Below are 20,591 nucleotides of genomic sequence, written 5' to 3' on the forward strand. Positions count from 1 at the left end.
GGGTTATTGTGAATCCGGCATCTGTTTGGCAACTGCGCCTAGATGTTGTTTGGGTTCTCGTTCTCCTGCGTATTTTAACTGCCGGACGCCGCGGCGAGCCCAAACCTGAAGTGCATTTATTTCTCGGCGACCGTTACTGGCGTCTTGCCGACTACCATACCGAAAAAGGAAGTAAGCGAAAAGCCGTGCGCCTTCGCGAAAAGGCAAAGCATCACCTCCGTTTAGGAGATTGGCAGCCGCCATTGCCGCCGGCCGTCGCGATGGCGATGCCCGTTCCACAAAGACCGACCTTCACGCAAGCGATCGGCTGGCGCGTCCGAGAGCGCCCGCCAGATGACGCTGCGTGAAAAACCTACACCATCTCGATAATCATCGGCCGTTTTTGCCGGAAGGCGTAGAGGGAGGCGGGGCGGTGGGTGCCGCGGCGTCTGACGTGTTTTGCGGCGACACGGTGTTTCAGATATACTTGAATTATTGCGCCGACATCTTCCTATAAGAGTAAGAGGACATGCCATGTCGAAGACATTGAGAGCCGTCATCCATAAGGGGAAAATCGAGCCGTTGGAGCAGGTCAACCTTCCTGAAGGTTCCAGAGTTCTGGTGACGCTCTTGCCCGACGAGGAGGTTGAGTTCTGGCTGCAGGCAAGCGAGGCTCCACTCGATACAATCTGGGACAATCCCGAGGATGATGTCTATGCCCAGCTCCTCAAAGAATGACATCATCCTGGTCCGCTATCCGTTTTCAGATTTATCCGATGCGAAGGTAAGACCGGCGTGGCGACAAGTTTTTTTGCAGGCTGAAACCTGGAGGAAACGACGAAGACGCTGCGGTACTTTGACACGCCTGACACGAACGCAAGCCGTATGGCTAGAGAGAATTTAGGCGCGCTTGCACATTGGAGAGCGTGAGGCTAAAGTACGCGCATGGACTTGAAGGATCGCATCACCGTTACGCCGAGGATTCGCGGCGGTAAGCCCTGTATCAAGGGTACCCGGATCACTGTTTATGATGTGTTGGAGTATTTAGCTGGCGGCATGACGGAAGATCAGATTCTAAAGGACTTTCCCAAACTCACCCGTGACGACATTCACGCCTGTCTTTCCTTTGCGGCAGCGCGCGAGCGTCGCCTGGCGGTTCCTCCTGCTGATTGAGCCTTCTTTTCGACGAAAACCTCAGCGAGCGGTTAATCAAGCTGCTTCGTAACTCTATCGGGGAAGCAAGCACGTCGATATTGTCGGCCTCGGCGGCCATCCCGATCAAGCAATCTGGAAGTATGCTGGCCGTGAAGGGCTTGTTATTGTCTCCAAGGATAACGACTTTCGCCAGCTCAGCTTTTTATTCGGCCCCCCTCCGAAGGTGATCTGGTTGTCAGTGGGGAACGCCGGGACGGATGTCATAGCTTCGGAGCTCGAAGCTCGCCGCCAAACGGTCGATGCCTTTCTCAATGATCCCGAAGAGGGGTTGCTTGTGATCGAAATCAGGCGTATACGATCCAACCGCTGACCAAAGCTAGACGCAGAGAGCCTGCTACACCATCTCAATAACCATCGGCCGTTTTTGGCGGAAAGCATAGAGCGAGGCGGGGCGGTGGGTGCCGCGGCGCTTCTGCGGCAATTTTTTCAACAGGCCCAGAGCCAGAATTTTTTTGCGGAAGTTGCGCCGGTCCAAGCGGCGGTGCAGGATCGTCTCGTAAACTTCCTGAAGCTCTCCCAGTGTGAACTCTTTCGGCAGCAGGCTGTAGACGATGTTCGTGTACTGCAGCTTGGAGCGCAGGCGCTGGAGCGCGATGCGGCCGACCTGGTCGTGGTCGTAGGCAAGCTCGGGCAGACGGTCGGCGGCGAACCATTTGATGTCCGCGTAGCGCGGCGCCGGGTTGAGAGCGACGTTCGAATTCGGCACCAGCGCCAGATAGGAAGCGGACACGACTCTCAGCGCCGGATCTCGCTCCGGCTTGCCGAACGTGTAAAGCTGCTCGATGTAGCTCTGCTTGACTCCGGTCCTTTCGAAAATCTCGCGCTCGGCCGCCTGGTCGAGCGACTCTTCCGCGCCGACGAGGCCGCCGGGAAAGGCCCACTTGCCGGCGAAGGAACCTTCTTTGACTTGGACGAGCAGGCAGTGAAGCGCACTTTCGCTCAGCGTGTAAATGACGACATCCACCGCCACCCACGGATGCTGCTGATTGTCGGCAAAGCGCGGTTGCTCTGAGTTCATGGCTGCATCGAGCGGTTGCGCTTAGATCTTGAACGCTTCGCGCGTGCCCGGCGCGAAAAGACTTTGAAGGTCGAGCTTCTGTTTGATCAAGCCTTGCTCCAGAAGATAGCCGTGGAGAATTTCCAGCACGCGCTGGTTCGGCGCGAAGCCGTACGGCCAATAGTCTTCGGTCATCAGCGCCCGCGTTTCCTCGTATTCCGCGACCGTCCACGGCAGGCTGATGCGGAGAACGTTGGAGTCATAAAGCTGGCTGAAGGAGTGATCCTTCGCTTCGCAGAAAGCCTTGTAAAGGCTCTGAGCGATCCACGGATGCTCCTCGTAGATCTTCCTCCGGATTACGATGACATGCATGATCGGAAAGATCCCGGTGCGGCGAAAGTAGTCCATCTCCGCCTGCTTGAAATCGGGATACAGCCGGGCGACGCGCGGCGAGCCGCGGAGAAAGCAGGACGGCATGCGCGGAGACATCAAGGCAGCGATCTCGCCGCTCTCGATCATGTCGTTGAGAGTTTTGTCGTTCGGAATCGATTCCAGACGAATTCCCGGCGGGATCTCGAAATCCACGCGGTCCTTGCGTCCGGGCTGCTCCTCGCCGCCTTGAAACCAGAGGATCTCCTCCGGCTTAACGCCGTGCTCGTGCTGGAAGAGGCCGCGGAGCCAGACCGCGGCGGTCATCGTGTACTCCGGCACGCCGACGCGCTTGCCGCGCAAATCTTCCGGCCGCTCGATGCCGGAGGCGGTGTTGACGAAAACGCAGCGGTGGCGAAAAGTCCGCGATGGAAAAACCGGAATCGCGACGAACGAGCACCGGCCTTGAGCCGCGGCGACCAGAAACGCCCCCATCGAAAGCTCCGCCGCGTCGAACTCTTCGTAACGGCACATGCGCCAGAAGATCTCTTCGACGGGCAGGGTCAAGTAGTTAAGATCGATGCCTTCCGGTTTGATCGTCCCGTCGCGCAGCGCGCGCGTGCGGTCGTAATCTTCGCAGGCGAGGGTGAGTGTGATGTCGGGCATAATTACACCAATGTTGAATTATGAATTTTGAGTTTTGAATTCCAATTCAAAAATTCGACATTCATCATTTAGCATTCTGCGCGCGGCTCGCTTCATCCACCAAGGTTACAAATTTCCGTGCATACTTGGCCAGCCCGTCACGCCCTTTTTCAAGCAGGCACGCGTGCAGCGCGGCGCTCCCAAGGCAGATTCCGGTGACTCCGAGGGCGGCATACTCTTTCATGTTGCTCTCGTCCACGCCGCCGGAGACCATGAGGCGCACGTCGGGGAAGGGGCCGAGGATCTGGCGGATAAAGTGCGGGCCGCCGACGCAATCGGCGGGAAATATTTTCACCAGGTCCGCTCCCGCGCGCATGGCGGAAACGATCTCGCTCGGCGTCGCCGCGCCGCTGATGCACGCGACGTCGGCCCCGCGACAGATCGGGACGAGGTTCAGCTCCAGCGTGGGCGAGACGATGAACTGCGCTCCGGCGGCGATCGCCTGTTGCGCGGCATCCGGTGAAAGCACGGTGCCGCCGCCGACGCATATGTCGCTGCGCCTCGCGAGCTCGGCAATGACTCCGACCGCGCCGGGCACGCTGAACGTGATCTCGATGAATTTAATTCCTCCGTCGGCCGCCGCGCGAGCCGTCTCCAACGCTTCTTCGGCGCTCTTCGAACGCACCACGGCCACGAGCCTGTGGCGGTGCATCTCGGAGATCAGGTCGGTTCTACCCATCGGCTAATCTTCAGTCTTACGAACCCCTCACTCTAACCCTCTCCCTGAGGGAGAGGGAAGGGTGAGGGACAAAGGCCTTGGAGAGAATGAGTACGATGACTCCCGTATCCTAGCTTAGGCTCAAGCCCCCGTCCACGATCAATGTCTGTCCCGTAACGAAGTCGCCGCCCGTCACGAGGCCGACAATGGCCGACGCTACGTCTTCCGGCCTGGCGATGCGCTTCAGAGGATAACCCGAACCTGCTTTCGCCCTCACCCGATCGTAGTCGGCCGCGTAATGTTTCTTCATCCAGGGTGTGTCGGTGAACGCGGGCGCCACCGCGTTGACTCTCACCTTGGGCGCCAGTGCGACGGCGAGACCGCGCGTGAGATGGATCAACGCGGCTTTGGCCGTGCCGTAGGCGAGGGACGACATCGTCGCGGGCGCGATAACGCCGGAGATCGAGGCGACATTGATGATCATGCCGCCCGATTTCACCAGCAGCGGCGCGGCGGCGCGAACGCAGCGGAACGCGCCTTTCACATTGACGTCGAGAATGTCGTCCCAGACTTCGTCGGTTAAGCTCGCCAAATCTTTCACCGGAACCCAGTGTGTCACGCCCGCGTTGTTGACGAGCACGTCGAGGCGGCGGAAATGCTTTTTAACTTCCCGGAACATGCGCCGCACTTCGTCATCGTTCTTCACGTCCGCATGCACACAGAAAGTGCGCGCGCCGGTCTTACTCGCCTGCGCCGCGACTTTTTCGGCCTCCTTCTTCGCCGTCCGGTAATTGATCGCGACGCTGGCGGCGCCGGCCCTCGCTAACGCGAGCACGGTGGCCGCGCCGATTCCCGTCGCCGCGCCGGTCACCAGGGCCACCTTCCCCTTCAACTCCATCGCCCCTCCCCATTTTGGATTTTAGATCCTTCGACTTGGCTCAGGACAGGTTTTGGATTTTGGATTGAATTGAAACTTCGGAATCCGGAATTCATCCTTCAGCCCTCATCCTTCATCTTTTTTCTGACTTTCGCCGTTTCTTCTACGTCGATCACCCACTGCTCCGGCAAACGCACCAGCTCGTCATCGCGTCCGGTGAAGCGAATAACCACGCCGTAGTCCCGCGCCGCGGCTTCCACCGTCACATAACCCGCGATCACATCCTGACGCACCCGCTCAGGATCGCGGCTGAGAGGGTCGCCGTAGCCGCCGCCGCCGGGAAGATTCAGATGAACGGCCTGGCCGCGCGCAAGCTCGATCTGTGACTTGGGATTCGGACGCGCGCCGTTATCCAGCGCCAGCTCGCCGGCCAAGCCCGGCTTGCCGCCGAGCAGACCCGGCGCGGCATATCTCGTTCGATCGACGATCGAACTGACGCTCCATCCTCCTTCGCCGCGGCTGGTAAATTCCGTGAGTTGCCCCAAACCGCCGCGCCAGCCGCCGGCGCCGCCGGAATCGGCGCGCAGCTCGCGCCGCCGCATCACCAGCGGCGAAAGGCTTTCGATCACCTCAGCCGGCACGCCCGCCACGCCGCTGGGAAAGCCGACGGCGCTGAGGCCGTCTTTCGTCGGCCGCGCGCCGGTGCCGCCGACCTGGAAGATCGTCATCGTAAACGGCGGATTCTGCCCGCGCCACACGCTGAGCCAGATCGGATCGGCGCCCGGCACGAGGAGACGCCCGGGCAAGGCGTCTGCCAGCGCGGCGAAGATCGCGCTCGGCACGAAATGGCCGACGGCCTGGCGGCTCGCCACCGGCGCGGGCTCGAGCGCGTTCAGAATGCTCCCCGGCGGCGCGCTCACGCGGACGGGGCGGAAGCTTCCCTCGTTGTGCGGTACGTCCGGATAAATCGCCGCCTTGACGGCGAAGCTCGCGTAGGCATGCGTGTAGTTCAGCACGACGTTGATGCCGTGCGCGCTCTCGGGCGATGAACCGGCAAAGTCGATTAGAATCTCGTCGTCCTCGACCGCCACGCGGCAGCGAATCACTATCGGCTCTTCGAAGCCGTCGCTCCAGGTCTCGCTTTGCCACTCTCCTTTCGGCAGCGCGCGGATTTTTTCCCGCACGGCGGCCTCGGATCGGCGGATGATCTCCTCGGCGGCGGGATCGATGCTTTCGAGCCCGAATTCTTTCATCATCTCGAGCAACGCCCGGCCGCCGGCGTCGTTGCACGCGGTCTGCGCGTAGAGGTCGCCCACGACTTCGTCCGGCTGGCGCACGTTCGCGCGGATAATCTGGAGCAGAATTTTGTTCGCCTCGCCGCGCTCGAAGAGCTTCATGATCGGCAGCCGTAGGCCTTCCTCGTAGACCTCGCGCGCTTCGGCGGAAAGAATCCGGCCGCCGATATCGGCGGCGTGGCAGGTGTTGGCGAAGAACGCGACCAGCCGTCCGTCTTTAAAAATCGGCGTCGTGATCGTGATATCGTTGATCTGTCCCGCGGTCATCCAGGGGTCGTTGGTGATAAGTACGTCGCCGGGCGCGAGCTTCTCGCGCGGAAACGCTGCGAGGAAATGGGGCATCGAGCTCGCCATGGCGTTGATGTGGCCGGGCGTGCCGGTGATCGACTGGGCGATCATATGCCCTTTCGTGTCGAACACGCCGCAGGCGAGGTCCTGGCTCTCGCGGACAATTGTACTAAAGGCGGTGCGGATCAGCGCGTCCTGCTGCTCGTTGGCGACCGAGAGCAGCCGGTTCCAGATGACTTCGAGAGTAACCGGGTCTATGGAGTTACCGACCATGGGCAAATTCCACGATGACGTTGAGATGCTCATCCACGCGGCCGTGTCCGCGCGCGCCGACGATCAAGGTCGATTCGCGTTCTTCGACGATCGCGGGGCCGCTGAAAGTTGCGCCGGGCCCGAGCGCATAGCGATCGTACACCGGCGTCTCGATGTAGCCGCCCTGTTCGGGGAAATAGGCGCGCCGGTTTCCTTTGAGCGCGCGTTTGCCGCCGTTAGTCTCGCGGGGCAAACGAAAGTCCATCGCCGGATTCGGTCCCCCCGCGACGACGCGCCAGTTGATTACCTCGAGAGGAACCTCCGGTCCTTTGCGTCCGTACAGGCTGCGATAGACTTCCTCGAACGCGCTTTGAATATTTCCCATGTGCCAGTCGCTCAACCGGCCGTCCGGCAGAGGCACGGATACTTCATGTCCCTGGCCGACGTAACGCATGTCCGCCGTGCGCTCATAGTGAATGTCCGACGGCGATAGCCCCGAGCTTTCCAGGATCGCGCGGCCTTCATCGGCCATCTCCGCCAGCAGCGTGTTGGCCGAAGTCCATTCCATGTTGTCGAGACGACTGTACGAGCTGCGCACGAAATCGAACGCCAGCGGCGCGGCGAGGAGTCCAAAGGTCGAGCCGACGCCCGCGCCGAACGGCGAGATCAGCGCGGGTAGGTGAAGAATCTCCGCGACGCGATAACCGTGGACCGGGCCGGCGCCGCCGAAGGCGTAGAGCGGCATGCGCCGCGGGTCCTTGCCGCGCTCGCCGAGATGGGCGCGCGCCGCGTTGGCCATATTTTCGCCGACGATCTGATGGATGCCCCAGGCGACTTGCTCGACGCTCAATCTTAATTTTTCCGCCAAACGCGACAGCGCACGGCGCGCAGCCTCGAGATCGAGTTTCATCCGGCCGCCAAGAAAATAATTTGCGTCCAAATAACCCAGCACCAGATCGGCGTCGGTCACCGTCGGCTCTTCGCCGCCGCGGCCATAGCAGGCCGGACCCGGCTCGGCGCCGGCGCTTTCCGGCCCGACCTTCAGCAAGCCGAGCGCGTCCACGCGCGCGACGCTGCCGCCGCCCGCGCCGATCTCGATCATGTCGATCACGGGAATTTTTACCGGGAGACCGCTGCCTTTTCTGAAGCGATATACGCGATCCACTTCGAACTCGTGCGCCTTGAGCGGCTTGCCGTCTTCCACCGCGCACAGTTTTGCCGTGGTCCCGCCCATGTCGAAGGAAAGAAGATCGGAAAATCCCGCGCGCGCGCCGAGATGGGCCGCGGCGAGCGCGCCCGCCGCCGGGCCGGACTCCAGCAGGCGCACGGGAAAGCGCGCCGCGGTCTCGGTGGTGGCGATGCCGCCGCTCGAGAGCATGACGAAAAAATTACCCTGAAACGAGAGCCGGTCGAGTCGCCGGCGGAGCTCCTGAAGATAGTCGGCGACGCGCTCCTGCACGTACACGTTGGCGACCGTGGTGCTCGTTCTCTGGTACTCGCGGATTTCCGCGACGACCTCGCAACTCAGCGAGACGCGGATCTCCGGCGCTGTCTCTTTGATAATTTCCGCTGTGCGGCGCTCGTGGGCGGGATTGCGAAAACTGTTCAAATAGCAAACGGCGATGGCTTGGATGCCTTTGTCACGCAGTTCGCCGACCAGACGGCGGACGAAAGCTTCGTCCAGCGGCTCGAGCACGCTGCCGTCGGCGGCGACGCGCTCGGGGACGTCGAAGCGTAGATAGCGCGGCACCAGCGGCCTGGGGAAATCGAGGTTGAGATCGTAAAGCTCGTAGCGCTGCTCGCGGCCGATCTCGAGCGCGTCGCGGAAACCCGACGTTGTAAGCAGGGCAGTGGGTGCGCCTTTGCGCTCGATGATCGCGTTGGTGACGAGCGTCGTGCCGTGGACCAGCGTGCCGCCTGTGGTGAGCGAAGTCGAACCATCGCCCAGCGCCGGCCCGAGTGCCGCCTCTACCGCCAAGCTGGGATCGCCCGGAGTCGTCAGCGTCTTGCCGATGACGGCGCGGCCGTCCGCGCCGATCAAAAGAAGATCGGTGAAGGTGCCGCCGATGTCCACGCCCACACGATACATAAATTTTGGATTTTAGATTTTCGATTTTAGATTGAATCCAAAATCGGCAATCCAAAATCTAAAATGGGCCTTTTTTCATCTTTGCGAAAAAAGGTCGAGCACCCGCTGCGTCTGGTGATTGGCGGCGGGACGGAGCAGCGGGATCTTGACGCCGGCGTCGCGGTATTGCTGGACGCGCTTCTTCACCTCATCCGGCGTCCCGCTCGCGGTCATGCCCTCGACGTAGGAATCCGGAATCGCCTTGATGAGTCCGTCCATTCCTCCGGCGGCGTGGGCCTTCTCGAACAGTGGAATGTCTTCCTTCCTGATGTAAGGCTCGCCGACGCGCATCTTCGGCCCTGCGATGAAGGAGATCTGGACCGGATCGAGCTTTGTCGCCACTTCCCAGCGGACTTGATCGAGCGCTTTCTTATGGTCGTCCTCGACCGAGCAGTTGATGATCTGCGCGACCTCGAACTTGGAGAAATTTCTGCCCGCGGCTTCGGCCGACTGGCGAATGATCTTGAGCGCGTTCACCGTATATTCCGGCGAGCAGACCGCGTTCAGAACGACGCCGTCGGCGACTTGCCCGGCGAGCTTGAGGCCGGTCGTGCTCGTCGCCGGAGCGTAAATCGGAATGAACGTGCGAATCGGCTTCCAGCCTAATCCTACGTTGTCGAAGTTGACGTACTGGCCGTGGTAGGAAACTTTCTCGCCGGTGAGAAGCAGGCGCATCGACTCGATGTATTCCTTCAGCACTTGTGCCGGCGTGGCGGTCACGTCCGGATCGAGGGCGTGCACTCGCTGGTGACTTTTCGTGCAGGCGCCCGGCGCCATCGTCATCCGCCCTCCGGTCAGCTCGTCCAGGCTCGCCAGTGACTGCGCCATGACGAGCGGGCTGCGGAGGCGGACGATCTGAGTGGAGCCGAGAATCATCTTCTTCGTCGCCAAACCAATGGCGGCCAGCGCCGTTACCGAGTCGCGCATGATCTCGATGGTCTCCGAGAAAAAAGCCATCTCGTAGCCGCGCTCTTCCGCTTGCCGCATCAAGGCGGCGATCTCTCTCACGTTGGTAAATTTGCCGTAGCCTAGCGCAAAACCGACTCGTGCCACGTTTTCTCCTCTCCAGCGCGCGTGATATGAGTTCGTAGCTACCCTCAAAAGGAGTCGCTGTCAAACCATGTGTATCAGAAAGCGCGCCGGGTTTCAGCTTTTCGGACCGGCGCCGTCGGTTTGACATCCCAAATTTGTCTGTGTTAGTCGCGAGAGAGGCGCAGGCATCATGGAGACGAATTCTCATCAAGAACGACGCCGTGATCGCCATGATCATCGACGCCGCGCCGTGATGGAGAGGCTCCCGTACAAGCTACAACCCAAATAGCCGTTTGAGTAGATCAGCCAAGACGAGAAAATTTTTTGCCAGGAGGTCACGTCATGGGCAAGCGAATCTCCGAGCTAATTTTTGTCGGACTCCTTTCCGTTCTGATTGCGGGAGCGGCTTCTGCCGCTCAGGTGCCAAAGGCGGGCGGCGTTCTCAATGCCACGCTCACCGAGGCGCCGCCCAGCTTCTCACTCCACGAAGAGGTCACGATCTCGACGGTCTGGCCGATGATGCCCTGCTACAACAACCTGATTCTCTTTGATCCATTAAAGAAGCAGGAGAGCATGGAGACGATCATCCCGGAGCTGGCGGAGAAATGGACGTTACAGGACGGCGGAAGGAGCCTGGTCTTTTTTCTCAGGAAGGACGTGAAGTGGCACGACGGCCGGCCCTTTAGTTCGAAAGACGTGAAACATACCTTTGATACCATTCGGGAAGTCGAAGGAGTGACGGCCAAGCTCCGTGTGAACCCGCGCAAGCTCTGGTACGAGAACGTGGAGTCGATCGACGCGAGCACGCCCGACGCGGTGGTCTTCCGGCTCAAGCGTCCGCAGCAGTCGCTCATCCTCATGCTGGCCTCCGGTTACGCGCCGATCTATCCCGCTCACGTTCCGGTCACCGAGCTGCGCTCCAAGTGCCTAGGCACCGGCCCGTTCAAGCTCAAGGAGTACCGGCAGGGCGAGCTGATCGAGATGGTGAAAAATCCCGATTACTTCGTCAAGGGCCGGCCCTATCTCGACGGCATCCGCTACACCATCATCAAAGATCGCTCCACCCGCTACGCGGCCCTGCAGGCGGGCCGGCAGGACATCCCGTTTATCTGGGAAGTCGCGAAAACAAACGCCGAGACGACGAAACGCGCCGTGCCGAAGCTCGTTCTCGTCGAATCGAGCACCAACGTCAACGACCACATTCTGGTGAACCTCACGCGGCCGCTGTTCAAGGAGCCGAAGATCCGGAACGCCGTCAGTCTCGCCGTCGATCGCAAGGGCTACATCCAGGCCGGCAGGCAGGGCGCGGCGATTATCGGCGGCGTGATGCTGCCGAAGCCGTATGGCGTGTGGGGATTGCCGGAGGCCGAGCAGAAAAAGATCCCGGGCTTTGGCGATGCGGCCAAAAACAAAGCCGAAGCGAAAAAACTCCTGGCCGAAATGGGCTACGGGCCGTCCAAGCCGCTCAAGTTCACCGTCTCGACCCGCGCGATCCCGATTTACGTCGACATCTCCGGCTTCATCATCGACCAGTTCAAGCAAGTGGGGATCGAGGCCACGCTGGAGCAGGTGGAGACCGGCGTGTGGCACGCGAAGATGACGCGGCGGGAATTCGACGTCGCCGTCAACGCGACCGGCATCGGCCCGGACGATCCGGACGCCAATCTGTACGAGAATTTCAAATGCGTCTCGGCCCGCAATTACTCGGCCTACTGCAGCGAAGAGATGGACCGGCTGATCGAGCAGCAGTCGCAGACTCTCGAGCAGAAGAAGCGTCTGCAGCTCGTCAATGAGATCGACAAACGCCTCCAGCTCGACGGCGCGCGCATGATGCTCGGCTGGAGCAAAGAGTACGTGGTCATGTGGCCGCACGTGAAGAACGTCGTGCCGCACCAGTCGATTTACAACTACGGACGGATGCAGGAAGTTTGGCTCGATAAGTGACGCGCCGTGTTCTTTTACCTTCTCCAGCGTCTGCTCACCGCCGTTCTGACCCTGTTCGGAATGTCGGTCTTGATCTTCGTCATGCTGCGCGTCGTTCCCGGAGATATCGTCGATATCATCTTTTCCGCGGCAGGCTTCGTGAACCCGGCGGACAAGGCCGCGCTGGCGCGCGAGATGGGCTTGGACCGGCCGATCGCGGTGCAATACGGCCGCTGGCTCAGGGACATCGCGAAAGGGGACTTGGGGAAGTCTTACCGCTATGACGTGCCCGCCTGGCAGATCGTCAAGCCGCGCATTCCCGTCACGGTCGAGTTAGCCGTCCTTGCAATTTTGATCGCGGTCGTCCTGGGAGTTTTCACCGGCGTGGTGAGCGCCGCGCGCCAGGACAGCGCCCTAGACTATGTCCTGCGCATCTTCAGTCTCGCCGGCCTCTCCATGCCCTCGTTCTGGCTCGGCATGCTGATCATTCTCTTTCTGGTCTCCTGGGCGGGATGGATTCCGGCAATGACTTACGTCTCGCCGTTTCAGGATCTGCGCGCGCATCTCCTTCAGTTTATCTTTCCCGCTCTGGCGGTCGGCTACCGCGGCTCCGCCCTGATCATGCGCATCACCCGCTCCGCGATGCTGGAAGTCCTGCGCGAGGATTACATTCGAACAGCGCGGGCCAAGGGGCTGCGTGAGCGGTCCGTGGTGTTCGGCCACGCGCTGAGCAACGCCATGCTTCCCATCATCACCGTGACCGGCTTCGAGTTCGCCTTCATGATCGGCGGGCTGGTCGTCACCGAGACCGTGTTCAATCTTCCCGGCGTGGCGCGCTACCTCGTCGACGCGATTCTCTGGCGCGATTATCCGGTGGCGCAAAATCTCGTCATGCTCATCGCCATCGTCGTGGTCGCGGTGAATCTCTCGGTCGATCTCCTGTACGGTTATCTCGATCCGCGCATCCGCTATGGAACCCGGTGAGCAACATGCCGGCGAAAAATTTCATTGATTCTTGTCGCCGGAAACCGCTGGGCGCTTTGGGCGGGTTACTGATCCTCGCGATGGTTCTGACGGCGGTTTTCGCAGACGCGATCGCGACCCACGACCCGATCCGGACCGACGCCGAGCACACGCTCGCGCGCCCGAGCCGGGCCCACTGGCTCGGCACGGATAATCTCGGACGGGATATCTACAGCCGCATCGTGCATGGCGCCAGAGTCTCGCTCATGGTGGGACTCGGATCGACCTTGCTCGGCGCCGCGCTCGGCGCGGTAATCGGCCTTCTCTCGGGCTACTCAGGCGGCTGGCTCGATCTCTTTTTGCAGCGCGTGATGGAAATTCTACAGGGGCTGCCGCTATTGATCCTGGCCCTGGTGATGACTGCGGCGCTGAGACCCTCAGTCGGCAACGTTATCGTCGCCATCTCGGTGCCCATCATTCCCATGGCGCAGCGGGTCATCCGCAGCAGCGTTCTCGCCATTCGCGAATTCGCGTATATCGAGGCGGCGCGCGCGCTGGGAGTCGGACACCTGAGCATCGCCTTTCGCCATATTCTGCCCAACACCGTCGGACCGTTCATCGTTTTGACGACGACGCAATTCGGCAGCGCCATTCTCGTCGAGGCGGCCTTGAGCTTCCTGGGGCTCGGCGTGCCGGAGCCCTGGCCGTCTTGGGGACGGATGCTTTCGGTCTCGGCGGCGGAGTTCGCGCAAAAGGCGCCGTGGCTCGTCATCTTTCCGGGCAGCGCCATTAGCTTGGTGGTCTTCGCGTCGAATCTTTTGGGCGACGCGCTCCGCGACACGCTCGACCCGCGCCTCAGGCGGGCGCAGAGTGCGTGAACTAAAACAAAAAATACTATCTCACCACGAAGGACACAAAGGTCACGTGCCCTCACCCCTTCCCTCTCCCGCGTGCGGGAGAGGGTGAGGGAGAGGGTCGTTCGCGCAAAGGCGCAAAGGCCGCCAAGTGAGAAGATTAAGAATTAAAAACTTTGCGTGCTTGGCGTCTTGGCGCGCCCTCCCACCTTCCCTCTCCCGCTAGCGGGAGAGGGTGAGGGAGAGGGAGGTATCTCGTTCAAAATTTAAATTTGGGTCTTTCGGATTGTTTCGGATTTCGAAATTCAAATTTCGGATTTAGTATTTTCGGTTTGTTTCGGATTTCGGGCTTCGGATTTCGAACTTGACGCCTACCTCTGTATCGCATACTTTTAGGCCGCCTTTCCTAGCCGGGCTTTTTGCTTTGGAGGACTCCGATTTCCAAGAAGATGTCCAAGAAATCCAGCGTCAATTCCCGGAAACCTGCTCTTAAGAAAAAGCGCCCGCCGTCGAAGCAGTCACGCGCTGTGGTGGGACATGACGTCGAGGCGCTGAAGCAGGAACTCGCCGAGGCTTTAGAGCAACAGACCGCTACCAGCGAGATCCTGCGCATGATCGCCCGCTCTCCGACCGAGCTCGGGCCTGTGATGATGACCATCGCAGAGACTGCGGCCCGGCTATGTGACGCAGATGACGCCCTTGTTCGGCGTCTCGATGGCAATATCTCACGCCTCGTCGCCCACTTTGGACAGATCCCGACCGCGCATGCGTTGGGTGAGGGTGATGTCGTCGATCGTGGCTCAGTAGCAGGCCGTGCGATCATTGACCGAAAGACCGTCCATGTCCATGACCTCCTGGCAGCCGAAGCCGACTTCCCCGCACTCAAGACCCGCGGGATCGCCATGGGTGTCCGGACCGGCTTGGCGGTGCCGCTGATGCGTGAAGGTGTTCCTATCGGCGCGATCAATATCCGCCGGACGGAAGTGCGGCCTTTCACCGACAAGCAGATCGCGCTCCTCAAAACCTTCGCCGATCAGGCCGTGATCGCGATCGAGAACGTCCGTTTGTTCCAAGAGTCGCAGGCGAGAAACCGCGAGGTTGCAGCGCTCCACGACGTGACGGCCGCGGCCAGTCAATCATTGGAGATCAATCCCGTGCTCCAGGAGGTGGTGCGGAAAATCACCGAAATCTTCCGTTTCGATGCAGTGAGGATCCGCCTGTTCGATCCCGGAACGGAGAGCCTGATTTTAAAGGCCTCGCATGGAGCCGGCGAGGAAGCGTTAGGCGCTACGGTCTTTCGGCGCGGGGAAGGGATCATGGGTAGGGTCGCCGAAACGGGGGAGCCGATGGTCTTCGAGGACGTGAACACCGATCCCCGCTATCGGGAGTTCAGCCGGACGAGGGGATCGAAAGACGCGGGATTTTCTTTCTTTGCGGTGTTCCCGATAAAGGCCAAAGGAGCTTTTGCCGGGCTGATCGTGTGCCTCGGCGAGCAGCCGCGAAAATTAACGCCCGAAGAGACGCGGCTGATCGGCTCGATGTCGGACCACATCGGCGTCGCTCTCCACAACATCAACCTATTCGAGGAGCTAAAGAACAAAACCGGCGAGCTAGAAACCTCCAACTCGGAACTTCGCGAGGCGCTGGAGCAACAGACCGCGACCAGTGAGATCCTGCGCGTCATCGCCAGCTCGCCGACCGACATTCAGCCTGTGCTGGATACGGTGATACAAAATGCGGTGAGACTTGCCGGCGCCAAGCAAGGTCATGTTCGTCAGTATGATGGTGAGTTCTTCCGACTGGTTGCCCATTACGGCGAAACCCCTGAACAGCTCGCTATCCTCCGATCCGTCCCTGTCAGGTCCAGTCGCGCATTTCTTGAGAGAAGATCTTTTCAGGTTCTTGACGAACAACTTGAGACTCCTCCTCCCCCCCAGGCGGTCCTCACCGGAGCACGAACGCTCCTGTCAGTGCCATTGCTTCGAGAAGGAACGGCGGTCGGAGTCATCACGATTTGGCGCGACTTTGTCGAAGCGTTTACGGAGCGTCAGATCGAGTTGGTTAAAACCTTCGCCGACCAGGCGGTGATCGCCATAGAGAACGTGCGCCTGTTCCAAGAGCTGCAAGCCCGCAACCGCGACCTCACCGAGGCGCTGGAGCAGCAGACCGCGACGAGTGAGGTGCTGAAAGTTATCAGCAGTTCACCCACCGATCTACAGCCCGTCTTCCAGACTATACTTTCGAGCATTACCCGGTTGTGCGAATCGAACATCGCTCAAGTCACGCTTTATGATGGCGAGACGCTGACGACCGTCGCCCAGCACGGCGCCACACCCGAGTTCGCGGAATTTCTCAAGGGTAGCCGCCTTCCGAGCCGCGAGACCCCGACGCGACTGGCGGCCCTGGAGCGGAGGACGGTCCATGTGACCGATCTACTGGCAGACCCGGAGTTCTCCCTCCCTTCGCTTGAAGTGTACCGAAAGGAGAACGTCCGGACGGTTTTGTCCGTTCCCTTGCTTCGTGAAGAGAGGCTTATCGGTGTCGTCACGACATGGCGGCGTGAAGTTAGGCCGTTCACCGACAAGCAGGTTGCGTTGGTTCAGACCTTTGCCGACCAGGCAGTGATCGCAATCGAGAACGTGCGGCTGTTCCAGGAACTCAAAGAGGCGTTGGAACAACAGACTGCGACCAGTGAAATCCTGGGCGTCATCGCCAGCTCGCCGACGGATATACAGCCGGTGTTGGATGCCATCGCCCAGAGCGCAGCTCGGGTGTGTGGGTCCGACGACGCGACCATTCGTCTTCTCAAGGGCGACACGGTGTCGCTGGTCGCGCACTACGGGACGATTCCCACTGGAGTGGCACAGAGACCCTTGGCTTTGCGCACGCCGGGCAACGAGGCCATGCACCAGCGGAGGACCGTCCACGTTCCGGACATACTGGCCGAGGCGGAAAGGTTTCCCGACAGCGGACCGGTCTCCCTGGGGCGCGGTCTGCGCACCTACCTTGTGACGCCGTTGCTGCGGGAAGGGGCACCGATCGGCGTGATCGTCATCCGCCGGATGGAGGTGAAGCCTTTTACCGACAAGCAGATAGCACTGCTGGAGACTTTTGCCTCCCAGGCCGTCATCGCCATCGAGAACGTGCGGCTGTTCCAGGAACTGCAAGTTCGCAACCGCGACCTCACAGAGGCGCTGGAGCAGCAGACGGCGACCAGCGAAATCCTGCGAGTGATCGCCAGCTCGCCGACGGATATTCAGCCGGTGTTGGACGTGGTCGCCGAAAATGCCGCACGGCTTTGCGAAGCAAGTGATGCCCAGATTCGGTTAGTTGAAGGCAGCGGTCTCAAATTGGTCGCTTCCTTTGGATCCATGCCGGCCCCTAGCTTGACCCCGCTCAGCCCAAGAAATCCGTCGGGTCAAGCGGCTCTTACACGACAGGCCGTCCATGTTCACGATCTTGCGGCGGCGGTCAAAACGGAGTTTCCCGAAAGCGAGCCTTTTCAAAAGCGGACCGGCGCACGCACTTTCCTTAGCACGCCGATGGTCAGAGAGGGTAGTGCCATCGGCGTGATCAACGTTAGGCGACTGGAGGTTCGTCCTTTTTCAGAAAGGCATATCGCACTGCTCAAGACCTTTGCCGACCAGGCGGTGATCGCCATTGAGAACGTCCGGCTGTTCCAAGAGCTGCAAGTCCGCAACCGCGACCTCACCGAGGCTCTGGAACAGCAGACCGCGACGAGCGAGATACTGCGTGTCATTAGTAGTTCTCCCACAGATGTGCAGCCTGTGATGGATACGATCGCCGTGAGCGCCGCCCGTCTCTGCGCTGCCGACGACGCTCATATTTACCGCGTTGACGGCGACCAGCTTCGGCGCGCAGCTTCGTATGGAACCTTGCCCGCGCCGGGAGACCATGCAATCAGCCGCCAGACAGTGAGAGGCCGAGCCGTCGTCGATCGCAAAACAATTCACATCCATGACTTCCGAACGGTTGCGGCCGATTTTCCCGAAAGAAGGAGTCCGGAGAGGGATCGAACCTTACTTGCCACCCCATTGATCCGCGAAGGTGTAGCCATTGGCGTGATTGCGATTCGCCGGTCGGAGGTTCGCCCTTTTTCAGAGAAGCAAATTAAGCTGCTGGAAACCTTCGCCGACCAGGCCGTCATCGCAATCGAGAACGTGCGGCTGTTCCAGGAATTGCAGGTGAGGAATCGTGATCTGACGGAGGCTTTGGAACAGCAGACTGCGACGAGCGAAATCCTGCGTGTCATCGCGAGTTCGCCAACCGACCCTCAACCTGTCTTTCAGACGATCCTAGACAATGCAGTTCGCCTCTGCGAGGCGCAAAACGGCGCGGTGTTCAGATTTGATGGAGAGGCTTTTCGGGCTGTCGTATGGAATAACGTTTCGCCCGCATTGCAGGCTTACATAGAGAAGACGCCGATTCGGCCGGGGCGAGAGAGCGCCCTGCGTCGAGTGGGACTTGAAAAACGGCCGGTCCATATCCCGGACATGCTTTCTGACCCCGAGTGTATTGTGCCTGAGCCTTACAGGGACGAAGGGATGCGTACGAGCCTCGCTGTGCCGCTCCTTAAAGAGAATGATTTGATCGGTGCAATCGCGGTCCACCGCCGAGAGGTCCGCCCTTTCACGGACGCGCACATAAAGCTGGTTTCAACCTTCGCCGACCAGGCTGTGATCGCCATCGAGAACGTCCGTCTGTTTCAGGAATTGCAAGCGCGCAACCGCGATCTCACCGAGGCCCTGGAGCAGCAGACTGCCACCAGCGAGATCCTCCGCGTCATCGCCAGCTCGCCGACCGATCTCCAGCCTGTGCTCACTGCCGTGGCGGAGAATGCCGCGCGGGTCTGTGGCGCAAAGGATGCCAATATCTTTCGTATCGAAGGCGATTTGCTTCGACTCGCCTCGGCCTACGGCTCGCTGCCGGCAATGGAAGGGTTCGAGGAAGGCATGATCATCAATCGCGACTGGGTCACCGGACGCTCCGTGGTCGACCGGCAAACGATCCACATCGACGACCTCACGGCAGAGGAAACCGAATTTCCGCAGGGCAGCGATTATGCGCGGCGCTTCGGCCATCGGACCACGCTGGCGACGCCGCTGTTGCGCGAGGGTATTCCCATAGGAGCGATTTTAATTCGCCGGGCGGAAGTGCGGTCGTTCACTGACAGCCAAATCAAACTTCTTGAAACATTCGCCTCCCAGGCGGTGATCGCTATCGAGAACGTCCGCCTGTTTCAGGAACTACAGGTGCGCAACCGCGACCTCACCGAGGCCTTGGAACAGCAGACGGCCACCAGTGAGATTCTGCGTGTTATCGCCAGCTCGCCGACGGACATTCAGCCGGTGCTGGACACCGTAGCCGAGAATGCTGCGCGATTGTGCGATGCATTGGACGCTGTGATCTATCGGATCGATGGTGAAAGCGTCCAGCCAGTCGCGCATCATGGACCGGTGCCACTCGGACAGGCCGGCCGGCCGTTAGCTCGGGGCCTGCCGGTGAGCCGGGCCATCTTAGAGCGTCAGACACTTCACATCCCCGATCTCGCAGCGGTAGTGGAAACCGAGTATCCGGACGCCAAGCCCCTTCAGCAACAGGGTGGTGGTGGTGTCCGTACGATGCTTGCGACGCCGTTGCTGCGAGAGGGCGTTGCGATTGGAGCTATTTCGATTCGCCGACAGGAGGTTCGTCCTTTCTCGGAGAAGCAGATCGCTCTCCTCAAAACCTTCGCCGACCAGGCGGTGATCGCCATCGAGAACGTCCGTCTGTTTCAGGAATTGCAGGATCGTAATCGCCAGCTCAGCGAAGCTCTTGAGCAGCAGACAGCGACGAGCGAAGTACTGCGAGTGATAGCAAGCTCCCCCACAGACTTGCAGCCTGTTCTCGACGTAGTTGTCGCAAACGCGGCGCGGCTGTGCGACTCGATCGATGCTCAGATTTTTCGTTTTGACGGCAAGATTCTCAGGCTCGCCGCTAACTATGGGGACGTTCCCGCAAGCGAAGAAATGCCGATCGGCCGCGGCAGATTGGCCAGTCGAGCATTTGTCGACCGCAAGACAATTCACATCCCCGACATCGACGAAGCGGGCGCCGAATTTCCCGATAGCAGGCGCTCCGGACATCGGACACGGCTAGCCACCCCATTGCTGCGCGAAGGCGTCGCCCTTGGTGTGATCGGAATTCGCCGGATGGAAATTAGGCCATTTACAGACAGCCAGATCAAGCTGCTCGAAACCTTCGCCGACCAGGCGGTGATCGCCATCGAGAACGTGCGATTGTTTAAAGAGCTAGGCGAGCGCAACGCGGAATTGCGGGAGGCGCTGGAGTATCAAACGGCAACGGCCGAGGTGCTCGGCATCATCAGCCGCTCGCCGACGGACGTGCAGCCGGTCCTCGACGCCATCGTCGAGAGTGCCGCGCGGGTTTGTGGAATTGACGACGTGATGCTGCGACTCCACGAGGGCGACACTATGGTTTCGCGGGCTCATTTTGGTTCCATACCTATCGTCCGCGTTGAGATCAGTATCGATGCGCCACAGGTTCGCTGGATGCGCGAGCATGGCACGCTCCATATTCCCGACGTCCACGCGCAGAACGATTTCCCCACGGTGGGTACCGGCGGCAACTTCCGCACCTGGTTAGCCGCTCCCCTTCGTCAGCAGGGGGAGTTCATTGGAATGCTGACCGCGCGTCGCATCGAGGTGCGCCCCTTCACTCCGGCGCAGATCAAGCTCCTTGAAACCTTCGCCGACCAGGCCGTGATCGCCATCGAGAACGTGCGGTTGTTCAATGAACTCGAAGTTCGTAACCGTGATCTCACCGAAGCCTTGGAACAGCAAACCGCCACTGGTGAAATTCTTTCCGTCATCAGCAGTTCGCCAACGGACGTTCAGCCGGTATTCGACACTATCGTCAAGAACGCTGCCCGACTATGCGAGGGCTCAGGATGCAGCGTCATCCGCTTCGACGGCGAGATGGTCCACTTAGTTGCTCAGCATAATATCTCGGCGGAAGCGCACGACGCCATGCAGC

14 protein-coding genes and 1 pseudogene are annotated in these 20,591 nt (G+C 60.4%); 8 read left to right on the forward strand and 7 right to left on the reverse strand.

Annotated features, from left to right (window positions below):
- Positions 1–8: 8 nt before the first annotated feature.
- The 4 genes and pseudogenes from VGL70_13310 to VGL70_13325 all read left to right on the forward strand — a co-directional run bounded on the left by VGL70_13310 (position 9) and on the right by VGL70_13325 (position 1,152).
- The gene (locus VGL70_13310; GenBank protein ID HEY3304503.1) at positions 9–347 is read left to right on the forward strand and encodes a hypothetical protein; all 339 of its coding nucleotides are present in this window, start codon (positions 9–11) and stop codon (positions 345–347) included.
- A 166-nt stretch (positions 348–513) separates the two neighbouring features.
- The gene (locus tag VGL70_13315) at positions 514–717 is read left to right on the forward strand and encodes an antitoxin family protein (protein ID HEY3304504.1); all 204 of its coding nucleotides are present in this window, start codon (positions 514–516) and stop codon (positions 715–717) included.
- Positions 695–775 (forward strand): annotated as a pseudogene (locus VGL70_13320) (MazF family transcriptional regulator). The gene VGL70_13315 and the pseudogene VGL70_13320 overlap by 23 nt, the downstream one beginning before the upstream one ends.
- 149 nt (positions 776–924) lie before the next feature.
- Positions 925–1,152 carry a DUF433 domain-containing protein gene (locus VGL70_13325; GenBank protein HEY3304505.1) on the forward strand — a complete coding sequence of 76 codons (228 nt, stop codon included), beginning with the start codon at positions 925–927 and terminating at the stop codon, positions 1,150–1,152.
- A 376-nt stretch (positions 1,153–1,528) separates the two neighbouring features.
- On the opposite strand, the gene VGL70_13330 is transcribed toward VGL70_13325, so the two are convergent.
- The 7 genes from VGL70_13330 to VGL70_13360 form a co-directional block, all read right to left on the reverse strand.
- Entirely contained in the window at positions 1,529–2,212 is a 684-nt protein-coding gene (locus VGL70_13330; protein ID HEY3304506.1) for an NUDIX domain-containing protein, read from the reverse strand.
- 21 nt (positions 2,213–2,233) lie between these two features.
- Complete coding sequence (locus tag VGL70_13335) at positions 2,234–3,226, reverse strand: ABC transporter substrate-binding protein (GenBank protein ID HEY3304507.1); 993 nt, start codon at positions 3,224–3,226, stop codon at positions 2,234–2,236.
- Positions 3,227–3,290: 64 nt separating this feature from the next.
- Complete coding sequence (locus VGL70_13340; GenBank protein HEY3304508.1) at positions 3,291–3,944, reverse strand: bifunctional 4-hydroxy-2-oxoglutarate aldolase/2-dehydro-3-deoxy-phosphogluconate aldolase; 654 nt, start codon at positions 3,942–3,944, stop codon at positions 3,291–3,293.
- 109 nt (positions 3,945–4,053) lie between these two features.
- On the reverse strand, positions 4,054–4,821 hold the full coding sequence (locus VGL70_13345; GenBank protein ID HEY3304509.1) for an SDR family oxidoreductase: 768 nt from the start codon (positions 4,819–4,821) through the stop codon (positions 4,054–4,056).
- Between the two features lie 98 nt (positions 4,822–4,919).
- Complete coding sequence (locus VGL70_13350; protein HEY3304510.1) at positions 4,920–6,656, reverse strand: hydantoinase B/oxoprolinase family protein; 1,737 nt, start codon at positions 6,654–6,656, stop codon at positions 4,920–4,922.
- Positions 6,646–8,724 (reverse strand): hydantoinase/oxoprolinase family protein, encoded by a 2,079-nt coding sequence (locus VGL70_13355; GenBank protein HEY3304511.1) that lies wholly within the window; start codon positions 8,722–8,724, stop codon positions 6,646–6,648. Before VGL70_13355 ends, VGL70_13350 begins: the two co-directional genes overlap by 11 nt.
- Positions 8,725–8,799: 75 nt before the next feature.
- A complete protein-coding gene (locus VGL70_13360) occupies positions 8,800–9,816 on the reverse strand; it encodes an LLM class flavin-dependent oxidoreductase (protein HEY3304512.1) in 1,017 nt (338 codons plus the stop codon).
- Between the two features lie 321 nt (positions 9,817–10,137).
- Here VGL70_13360 and VGL70_13365 point away from each other — a divergent pair, with 321 nt between their 5' ends.
- The 4 genes from VGL70_13365 to VGL70_13380 form a co-directional block, all read left to right on the forward strand.
- Entirely contained in the window at positions 10,138–11,739 is a 1,602-nt protein-coding gene (locus VGL70_13365; protein ID HEY3304513.1) for an ABC transporter substrate-binding protein, read from the forward strand.
- A gap of 6 nt (positions 11,740–11,745) precedes the next feature.
- Positions 11,746–12,702, forward strand: a complete 957-nt coding sequence (locus tag VGL70_13370) for an ABC transporter permease (GenBank protein HEY3304514.1) — start codon at positions 11,746–11,748, stop codon at positions 12,700–12,702.
- Between the two features lie 5 nt (positions 12,703–12,707).
- The gene (locus tag VGL70_13375) at positions 12,708–13,559 is read left to right on the forward strand and encodes an ABC transporter permease (GenBank protein HEY3304515.1); all 852 of its coding nucleotides are present in this window, start codon (positions 12,708–12,710) and stop codon (positions 13,557–13,559) included.
- A gap of 425 nt (positions 13,560–13,984) precedes the next feature.
- Positions 13,985–20,591 (forward strand): GAF domain-containing protein (locus VGL70_13380; GenBank protein ID HEY3304516.1); only part of this gene is annotated, 6,607 nt, incomplete at its 3' end.

Source organism: Candidatus Binatia bacterium (assembly GCA_036504975.1).
GTDB lineage: Bacteria > Desulfobacterota > Binatia > UBA9968 > UBA9968 > JAJPJQ01.

Bases quoted from the DNA above. Each gene is read 5' to 3' on its own strand.
- VGL70_13375 (HEY3304515.1), top strand. From the start codon at position 12,708: ATGCCGGCGAAAAATTTCATTGATTCTTGTCGCCGGAAACCGCTGGGC.
- VGL70_13345 (HEY3304509.1), bottom strand. From the start codon at position 4,821: ATGGAGTTGAAGGGGAAGGTGGCCCTGGTGACCGGCGCGGCGACGGGA.
- VGL70_13340 (HEY3304508.1), bottom strand. From the start codon at position 3,944: ATGGGTAGAACCGACCTGATCTCCGAGATGCACCGCCACAGGCTCGTG.
- VGL70_13365 (HEY3304513.1), top strand. From the start codon at position 10,138: ATGGGCAAGCGAATCTCCGAGCTAATTTTTGTCGGACTCCTTTCCGTT.
- VGL70_13350 (HEY3304510.1), bottom strand. From the start codon at position 6,656: ATGGTCGGTAACTCCATAGACCCGGTTACTCTCGAAGTCATCTGGAAC.
- VGL70_13315 (HEY3304504.1), top strand. From the start codon at position 514: ATGTCGAAGACATTGAGAGCCGTCATCCATAAGGGGAAAATCGAGCCG.
- VGL70_13325 (HEY3304505.1), top strand. From the start codon at position 925: ATGGACTTGAAGGATCGCATCACCGTTACGCCGAGGATTCGCGGCGGT.
- VGL70_13335 (HEY3304507.1), bottom strand. From the start codon at position 3,226: ATGCCCGACATCACACTCACCCTCGCCTGCGAAGATTACGACCGCACG.
- VGL70_13330 (HEY3304506.1), bottom strand. From the start codon at position 2,212: ATGAACTCAGAGCAACCGCGCTTTGCCGACAATCAGCAGCATCCGTGG.
- VGL70_13355 (HEY3304511.1), bottom strand. From the start codon at position 8,724: ATGTATCGTGTGGGCGTGGACATCGGCGGCACCTTCACCGATCTTCTT.